The 8662-nt window shown below is 32.2% G+C and carries 9 protein-coding genes; 4 read left to right on the forward strand and 5 right to left on the reverse strand.

The genetic code is table 11. The features are described from left to right. Positions 1-77: 77 nt before the first annotated feature. Positions 78-578, forward strand: coding sequence for a DinB family protein (locus B2217_RS03030; protein WP_180905047.1), 501 nt, complete (start codon positions 78-80; stop codon positions 576-578). Positions 579-862: 284 nt separating this feature from the next. On the opposite strand, the gene gcvT is transcribed toward B2217_RS03030, so the two are convergent. Both gcvT and B2217_RS03040 read right to left on the reverse strand, forming a co-directional pair. After that, positions 863-1939, reverse strand: coding sequence for a glycine cleavage system aminomethyltransferase GcvT (gcvT, locus tag B2217_RS03035; RefSeq protein ID WP_180905046.1), 1077 nt, complete (start codon positions 1937-1939; stop codon positions 863-865). Positions 1940-2017: 78 nt separating this feature from the next. Next, positions 2018-2380: a hypothetical protein gene (locus B2217_RS03040; RefSeq protein ID WP_180905045.1), complete on the reverse strand. Its 363-nt coding sequence runs from the start codon at positions 2378-2380 to the stop codon at positions 2018-2020. A gap of 43 nt (positions 2381-2423) precedes the next feature. On the opposite strand from B2217_RS03040, the gene B2217_RS03045 reads away from it, so the two are divergent. Both B2217_RS03045 and B2217_RS03050 read left to right on the forward strand, forming a co-directional pair. After that, the gene (locus tag B2217_RS03045; protein WP_244957962.1) at positions 2424-3098 is read left to right on the forward strand and encodes a YiiX/YebB-like N1pC/P60 family cysteine hydrolase; all 675 of its coding nucleotides are present in this window, start codon (positions 2424-2426) and stop codon (positions 3096-3098) included. 170 nt (positions 3099-3268) lie between these two features. Further along, positions 3269-4429, forward strand: a complete 1161-nt coding sequence (locus B2217_RS03050; protein WP_180905044.1) for a dicarboxylate/amino acid:cation symporter — start codon at positions 3269-3271, stop codon at positions 4427-4429. Positions 4430-4494: 65 nt separating this feature from the next. Here B2217_RS03050 and B2217_RS03055 read toward each other — a convergent pair whose 3' ends face one another. The 3 genes from B2217_RS03055 to B2217_RS03065 all read right to left on the reverse strand — a co-directional run bounded on the left by B2217_RS03055 (position 4495) and on the right by B2217_RS03065 (position 7891). Continuing rightward, on the reverse strand, positions 4495-5730 hold the full coding sequence (locus B2217_RS03055) for a DEAD/DEAH box helicase (RefSeq protein WP_291098426.1): 1236 nt from the start codon (positions 5728-5730) through the stop codon (positions 4495-4497). 77 nt (positions 5731-5807) lie between these two features. After that, the gene (locus B2217_RS03060; protein ID WP_038331881.1) at positions 5808-6899 is read right to left on the reverse strand and encodes an RluA family pseudouridine synthase; all 1092 of its coding nucleotides are present in this window, start codon (positions 6897-6899) and stop codon (positions 5808-5810) included. An 11-nt stretch (positions 6900-6910) separates the two neighbouring features. Next, positions 6911-7891 (reverse strand): PASTA domain-containing protein, encoded by a 981-nt coding sequence (locus B2217_RS03065; RefSeq protein WP_291122069.1) that lies wholly within the window; start codon positions 7889-7891, stop codon positions 6911-6913. 70 nt (positions 7892-7961) lie between these two features. Between B2217_RS03065 and B2217_RS03070 the strand changes: the two genes are divergently transcribed. Next, the coding region (locus B2217_RS03070; protein WP_291122070.1) for an ATP-grasp domain-containing protein at positions 7962-8662 on the forward strand (701 nt) is incomplete at its 3' end.

The raw sequence follows: 8662 nt of genomic DNA on the forward strand, positions 1-8662 counted from the left end.
GCTTTACAATTTAGTAAAGCAGTTTTTTTATGAATTATTTCAAAAATTTGTACCTTTTAACTACAAATCAAAACAACATGAAAATAGTAGAATTATTAGCAAAAGAATTGCAAAACGAGTATCAAATTACTAAAGAATTTATTGCAAGATTTCCTGAGGATAAAACGACATATAAACCTCACGAAAAAAGTATGGACATTACAATGTTGACGAATCATATCGTCGAAATATTTGCTTGGCCAGCATTAATATTAACTACAGATAAATTAGATTTTGCTACAGGAGATTATAAACCGACAAGTTTTACTTCTGTGCAAGATTTACAAAAGAAATTAGACGAAGATTACGATGCGGGTGAAAATGCCTTGAAAAACGCAACAGACGAACAATTGAATAATAATTGGAAAATTGTTGCAGGTGATACTGTCTTTGCAGATTTCACAAAATATGAAGCAATTCGTCATGCACTAAATCAAATCACACATCATCGCGCTCAATTAGGGGTATTTTATCGTTTATTGGGAATAGATTTACCTTCTAGTTATGGACCAAGTGCTGATTCTCAAAAGTTTAAATAAAAAAAGACCTCTTAAATAAGAGATCTTAAAATCATAATTAGTGTTAATTGTATTACTGATCAGTAATATTGTTATCTCAAAAATATAACATATATCATATTTAAACAAATCTAAGTTGTGTTTTTTTTAAGAAATATTAACAATTTTATAATATTCGTAGTTAATAATCTATTTTATTAATTTTATCTAAAAAAGACATCTATAAAAGTATCAATTAATATGAATTCATAAAAAAAGCTTTCGAAATCCTCGAAAGCTTTTTTGTATTTTGACTTTATATTGTTTTAAACAAAAGGAGTTTTTACAACTTCTGCTAATACATTTTTATCACGAATTTGAATTCTGATTGTTGTTCCAACTTTAGCAAAATCTGTATGAACGTATGCTAAACCAATTCCTTGTTTCAACATTGGAGACTGCGTTCCTGAAGTCACTATACCAATTGTATTTTCGTTATCATCTACAACTTTATAATCGTGGCGAGGAATTCCTCTTTCGATCATTTTGAAACCAACTAATTTCTTCTCAACTCCAGCTTCTTTTTGAGCTTTCAAAATATCAGAAGAAATAAAATTTGTATCCAATTTTGTTACCCAAGCAAGACCAGCTTCTAATGGAGTTGTATCATCGTTGATATCATTTCCGTATAAACAGTAACCTTTCTCTAAACGCAATGTATCACGAGAAGCTAAACCACAAGGCTCGATATCGAAAGATTTTCCAGCTTCCATAACTTTGTCCCACATTTCGTTTGCTTGCTCATTCGCGAAATAAATCTCGAAACCTCCAGAACCAGTGTAACCTGTTGCAGAAATAATTACATTTTCCATACCTGCAAACGTACCAATTGCGAAATGATAGAACGGAATTTCAGCCAAATTAACATCTGTCAACGCTTGCATTGCTTCAATTGCTTTTGGACCTTGGATAGCTAACAAAGACATCTCATCAGATTTGTTTGTTAATTCTGCACCAAACGTATTGTGTTTGTTCATCCATTCCCAATCTTTATCGATGTTAGATGCATTTACAACTGCCATCCATTCATCTTCAGAGATTTTATAAATGATTAAATCATCTACAATTCCTCCTTTTTCGTTTGGCATTGCATTATATTGAGCTTGACCAATGGCAACTTTCGTTACATCATTCGTCAATAAGTGTTGTAATAAGTCTGTTGCTTTTTCTCCTTTTACAAAAAATTGTCCCATGTGAGAAACGTCAAAAACACCAACTTTTTCGCGAACAGCAAAGTGTTCTTGGTTAACACCTGCGTATTGCACTGGCATTTCATATCCAGCAAAAGGAACCATTTTCGCACCTAAATCTTTGTGCTTTTGGTTTAATGCAGTTACTTTCATTGTTTGTTTGCTTTGATAAGTTTATAATTCTCCCAAAAATAAGGAATTAATTGTTAGGAAAATTTCTTAAATAGAAGATTATCTAATTTTGTGAATAATTTTTAAATTCCCTTCCGTCGCTTTATACGGCTCGAAACGCATAACCGATTTTCCTTTACCAAATTTGTTCATAAACTTTTCGTTTATTTTTCCTGATAATTTCAACGGTTGACAACCTTCACAAGGAATAATCAAAATGGTATCGTTTGTTTTACCTTTTACTTTTACAATTTCGTACGAATAATCTGTATCCAAACGAGAATTAATAACATTTTCAATTGGCTTATCGAAGCTTTCAATAAAGAAAACACGTCGATCTTTGTTACTTCCAATAATAATTGCAACACCAACTAAAATCAATAAAACGACAATTGATATGGTCAAAATTTTTTTAAAATCCATCTTTTTGGTTAATTCGTAGATTAAAAGTAATAATTCATTCTGAATGAAAAAAATATTCGTTTTATTTCCTATCTTTTTACTTCTATTTACATTGAAAATGAATAGTTGTACAAAATCAAAAATATTAAAAGAAAAACATTCAATTTCATTACAAAATATTCAAAATGGTGATTTGATTTTTGTTGGTGCGCAAACAGAAGAACTTTCGGGCGCAATAAATAGAGTGACAAAAATAAATGACGATACCAATTTTGATCATGTTGGATTGATCGAAAAAACGGCTGATTCTATTTTTGTTTTACACGCTGCTCCAATGGGCGGATCACAACGAGAGGAAATTCATCATTTTTACATTTCTCAAACCGAAAAGAATAATAAAATTGTTATTTATCGTCTCAAAAAAGAATATCAATCAACGATTCCTCATGCAATTGAAAAAGCTAAAACAATGCTCGGAAAACCTTATAATTGGTTATATATTTTGAATGATGACGAATTATATTGTTCCGATTTTGTGGAAAGAGCCTTTCGTGATGATAACGTTTTTGAACTAATTCCGATGAATTTTAAAAACAAAGAAACCGGAATTATTGATAATTTTTGGATAGATTTTTATCGTAAAAAAGGAAAAGAAGTTCCGCAAGACGAACCTGGAACAAATCCAAATCAATTGGCTACTTCTGAGAAATTAATTAAGGTTGGAGAGGTGAAACTTTAAAATAATTTTGAAAAACTAATATGCTTGTTGTAGAAATCAGAATGACAGTATATTTTTATTTTGTACTTTTTTAATGTCATATAATTTAGTAAAGAGATTTAAATATTTTCTAAAACATATTTAGTCTATTAAATTAATAGAGTTTATATTTGTCGCAAATTTTGTGTCAAATGTTAAAAAAGATTGCGAGCAATACATTATTTCGATTGCTTTTGGGTGTGATTGCCGGTTTGGTTTTAGGAAATTATCTGAATGAAAATACAATTCAAATTGTTTTATCCTTAAAATATTTTACAGGACAATTAATCTTCTTTTTGGTTCCGTTAATTGTAATCGGTTTTATTGTTTCTTCAATTACGAAATTAAGCGAAGGCTCAGCTAAAATAGTAGGTTTTTCATTATTAATTGCCTATTTATCTTCTATAGGAGCGGGGTTATTTTCGATGATTGCAGGTTATCAAATTATTCCAAATTTATCTATTCCAACTTCTGTTGATTCGTTGCGAGAAGTTCCAAAAATTTTATTTCAATTAGATATTCCGCCAATTTTTTCGGTAATGACAGCATTGGTTATTTCGTTGATGTTGGGAATGGGAATTTTGATTACAAAAGCGAAGGAATTAGAAAAGATTTTTGATCAATTCAAAGATATTGTAATTCTTTTGGTAAACAAAGTTTTGATCCCGATTTTACCTTTTTTCATTGCTGCGAATTTTGCAATTTTAAGCTACGAAGGTTCTATTGAAAAGCAATTGCCAGTTTTCTTGAAAGTAATTTTGATTGTTATTGTTGGTCATTTTATTTGGATGACATTAATGTATACAATCGCAGGATTTTATCATAAAACAAATCCATTCAAACTTTTAAAATATTATCCACCTGTTTATTTAACGGCAGTTGGAACAATGTCTTCGGCGGCGTCTTTGGGGGTTGCGGTAAAAGCGGTGAATGATAGTAAGGTAATTAAATCTACGATTTCTAATTTTACGATTCCATTTTTCTCGAATACACACTTATGTGGTTCAGTTTTGACGGAAGTTTTCTTTGTAATGACGGTTTCGCAAGTATTGTACGGTCATATTCCAGATGTTGGAACAATGGTAATTTTTGTCTTGCTTTTAGGCGTTTTTGCTGTTGGTGCACCTGGAGTTCCGGGTGGAACAGTTGTCGCTTCGTTAGGATTAATATCAAATGTTTTAGGATTTGATGAAGCTGGAGTCGCTTTAATCTTGACTATTTTCGCATTACAGGATAGTTTTGGAACTGCGTGTAACATTACAACTGATGGTGCATTGAGCATGATTGTAGATAAATATGCTGAAGAGAAATAATTTCAACTCATCTGTGAAAAATATAAAAAAAAAATCACTTCATTTCGAAGTGATTTTTTTATGAATTATTTTCTTCTTCCTCGATGAGGATTCTTTGGTTTTGTATCTTTTTTTGGTTTAAAACCAGTATTATTTTTCTTGAAATTATTATTGTTACTATTCGCGTCAGGTAATTTATAAAACTCTTTTGGTGTTTTAATCACTGTTACATAATTACCAATTAATTTCTCAATATTTGCCAAATCGCCTCTTTCATCGGCAGCACATAAAGAAATCGCTTTTCCTTCGCGTCCTGCTCTACCAGTACGTCCAATTCGGTGTACATATGTTTCAGGAACATTCGGTAATTCGTAATTGATCACATAAGGTAATTGATCAATATCGATTCCACGAGCAGCAATATCAGTGGCAATTAATACTTTTAATTTTTCTTCTTTGAAATCATTCAAAGCACGTTGTCTGGCATTTTGAGATTTATCGCCATGAATTGCAGCGGCTGGAATTCCAGCCTTTTCCAAGTGTCTTACCAAACGATTTGCGCCGTGTTTTGTTCGTGTAAAAATCAAAGTACGATCTTCTGGATGTTCATTTAAAATGCTAACCAAAAGTTTTACTTTCATGTCTTTGTCTACATGATAAACAAATTGCTCAACTGTTTCGGCAGTCGAAGAAACAGGTGCCACGCTGACTTCTTTTGGACGACGAAGAACTGAATGAGAAAATTTTCGAATGTTTTTTGGCATCGTTGCCGAGAAGAAAAGTGATTGTCTTTCTTTTGGAATGATTTCTAAAATCTTTTTGATTTCATGAACAAATCCCATATCCAACATACGATCGGCTTCATCTAAAACAAAAATCTCTATTTGATTAATTTTTAAATGTCCTTGTCCAATCAAATCCAACAAACGACCAGGCGTTGCAATTAAAATATCAACACCATTTTTGATGGCTCCAATTTGTGGATTTTGATTAACACCTCCAAAAATCGCCAAATGTTTTAACGGTAAATTTTTACCATACAATTTAAAACTTTCGTTGATTTGAATGGCTAATTCACGCGTCGGTGTTAAAATTAATGTTCTAATTTTTCTTCCTTTACTCGGAGAATTTGTTAAGTTTTGTAGAATAGGAATCGCAAAAGATGCTGTTTTTCCTGTTCCTGTTTGTGCACAACCAATAATGTCATTTCCTTCTAAAACTAAAGGAATAGATTGCTCTTGTATTTCGGTTGGTTCTGTATATCCAGCCTCTTCAATTGCTTTTAAAATTGGTTCAATTATATTTAATTCTGAAAAATTCATTGATTAAAATCGTGTAAGTTTTTATATAGAAATAGATAAGCACTTCCGTCGAAGTGCTTTATAATTAAAAAATAATTCTATTCCATTTCTTTTGCGTTGCGATCAATTTTTTCATCAGGTTCTGTAGCATGTACAGAGTTTACCGAATAATTTCTCCAACGTTCTAAAATATCTATCATATCAGCAGGCATCGGAGATTCGAAATACATACGTTCTCCTGTTGTAGGATGATCAAATCCTAATGTACGTGCGTGTAAAGCTTGGCGTGGACAAGCTGCGAAACAATTGTCAACAAACTGTTTGTATTTGTTGAATGTTGTTCCTTTCAAAATGCGATCTCCACCATAACGAGCATCATTGAATAATGGATGTCCCAAATGTTTAAAATGTGCACGAATTTGGTGTGTACGACCTGTTTCTAATTTACATTCGACCAATGTAACGTAAGAAAAATTCTCCATTACTTTATAATGTGTCACAGCATGTTTACCTTGATCTCCGTCAGGAAAAACTGCCATTTGCATACGATCTTTTAAGTGTCGACCAATATGTCCTGTAATTGTTCCTTCTTGTTCCGCCAAAACTCCCCAAACCAAAGCATTGTACAAACGGTCTGTGGTGTGAGCTGCAAATTGCTCTGCTAAACTTGTCATCGCAACTTCTGTTTTTGCAATAACCAAAAGTCCGCTTGTGTCTTTATCAATACGATGTACTAAACCAGGACGCTCCATTTGATCTGACATTGATGGTAAATTATCAAAATGAAACTTTAGGGCATTTACCAAAGTGCCTGTGTAATTTCCATGTCCAGGATGCACAACCATTCCAGGTTCTTTATCAATTACGACAACTTGATCGTCTTCGTAAATAATTTTGATCGGAATATCTTCTGCTATAACTTCATTCTCACGTGGAGGAGTTTCTAACATAATCTGAATAAAATCTCCAGGCTTTACTTTGTAATTCGATTTTACAGATTCATTGTTCACTAAAATGTTTCCGTTATCGGCTGCTTGTTGAATTTTATTTCTTGTCGCGTTCTCAATTCTAACCATTAAGAACTTATCTATACGCAATAACGATTGACCTTTGTCAACCGTTATTGAAAAATGCTCGTATAGTTTATTGTTGTCTTCCTCTTGTAAGAAATCTTCTAAATCTTCTGTCATTTATTCTCTTTCTATTCTATAATAACCTCTTCCGGGGCTTTAGGCGCTTCTGTAGGCTTTTGTTGCTCTGTAGGCTGATTATTTTGTTGTTGCATATCTTTGATCTGCTGTTCAGCTTTTTGTGTTATAATATCTCTATATTGGGAACCGCTAATTGTATCTTCGCCAAAGTTTTTGTACTGAATATCTAATTCTTTTAACTGCGTTCTAATTTTATCGCGAGGTTCTGTTGATAACCAAATATCAATTGGTTGACCTTGATCGTAAGTATCCGTAGCAAATGGGAACTGATAAACAACTCTTGCGTTGATTGTGTCATGAGAAGCTCCAATAAATTTGATTTGACCAATCTCGAAGAAATTATCTTTGATTGATTTTTTAGCTTCTGTCAACGTTAAATTAACCAAATTAGGCATTCTAACACCAGATAACATTCCGCGTCCTAATACCAAATCAACTGTTGCAAAACGAGGTAATTGTTCGCCTGCTTTTACAATTTTTCCGTTGTATAATATTTTTAGAACCGCGTCTTTTGCTAAATCTGGTTCGTAAATTATTTTTCCAATTTTAAGACCAGAAATTTCTAATTGTGTAAAGGCTAAACGTTTTGATTTTCCAACTAAATCTGGTAATTCAACTGGACGATATGTTTTCGGATTTGACTTAATAAAGATACGACGACCTTCTTTTACACGCGATTCTGCTGCAGGATAAAAATCCATAATAGCAAAAGGTTTCGTATTTGGATCAAAACGAGAACTATCTACTTCATATGTCAAACCAAGTTCTTCTAACTTAGCTGTAGCATCAGTAATATTCATTTTAGATAAATCCGGAACTTCAACAAATTCATTGTGATTTGTATACGAATCTAACCAAATGTTAAAAATAAAATGGTAAAGCCCAAATGATAGCGCTATTACAATAGCTACATTCAGCAAAACTTGAATGATTGATTTTACTCCTTTCATTGAAATGATAAATTGTCGCACAAATATAGTTTAAAAATAATATTTATGATTGATGTCAAAGTTCTATATTTGAATAAATTTTAAATTAAACATGTTAAGAGTAGCAGTTGTAGCAGGTGGATATACGGATGAAAGCGTGATTTCGTTGAAAAGTTGCGAGTTAATTTACTCAAGTCTAAATCCAGAAAAGTACGACAGAACAAGGGTTCGAATCTTAAAAGAAGGTTGGTTTGCCGAAATTGAAGGCGAAAAATATCCAATCAATAAAGGTGATTTTTCATTTGAAAAAAATGGAGAAAAAATTACGTTTGATGTCGTTTTTAATACAATTCATGGTACGCCAGGCGAAGATGGTTATTTGCAAGCGTATTTTGAAATGATTGGTTTACCATACAATGGATGCCCTTTTTATCAATCTGCCTTAACATTTAATAAAAAAGATTGTATCGCAGTATTGAGTAAATATGGAATTCCACACGCGAAATCAATTTATCTTAATCAAGGAGATCAATATTCTGCAAAAGAAATTATCGATCAAGTTGGTTTACCTTGTTTTGTGAAACCAAATCGTTCAGGATCAAGTTTAGGAATTTCAAAAGTTCATAAAGAAGATGAATTTGAAGCTGCAATGCAAAAAGCTTTTCTTGAAGATAAAGAAGTTTTGATCGAATCTTTCTTAGATGGAACTGAGATATCGGTCGGAGTTTTAAATTACAAAGGAGAAACAATGGTGTTGGGAATTACAGAAATTGTTTCGCACACAGAATTTTTTGATTATGATGCAAAATATAA

It is taken from the genome of Empedobacter sp. UBA7620, from assembly GCF_002484185.1.
Taxonomy (GTDB): Bacteria; Bacteroidota; Bacteroidia; order Flavobacteriales; family Weeksellaceae; genus Empedobacter; species Empedobacter falsenii_C.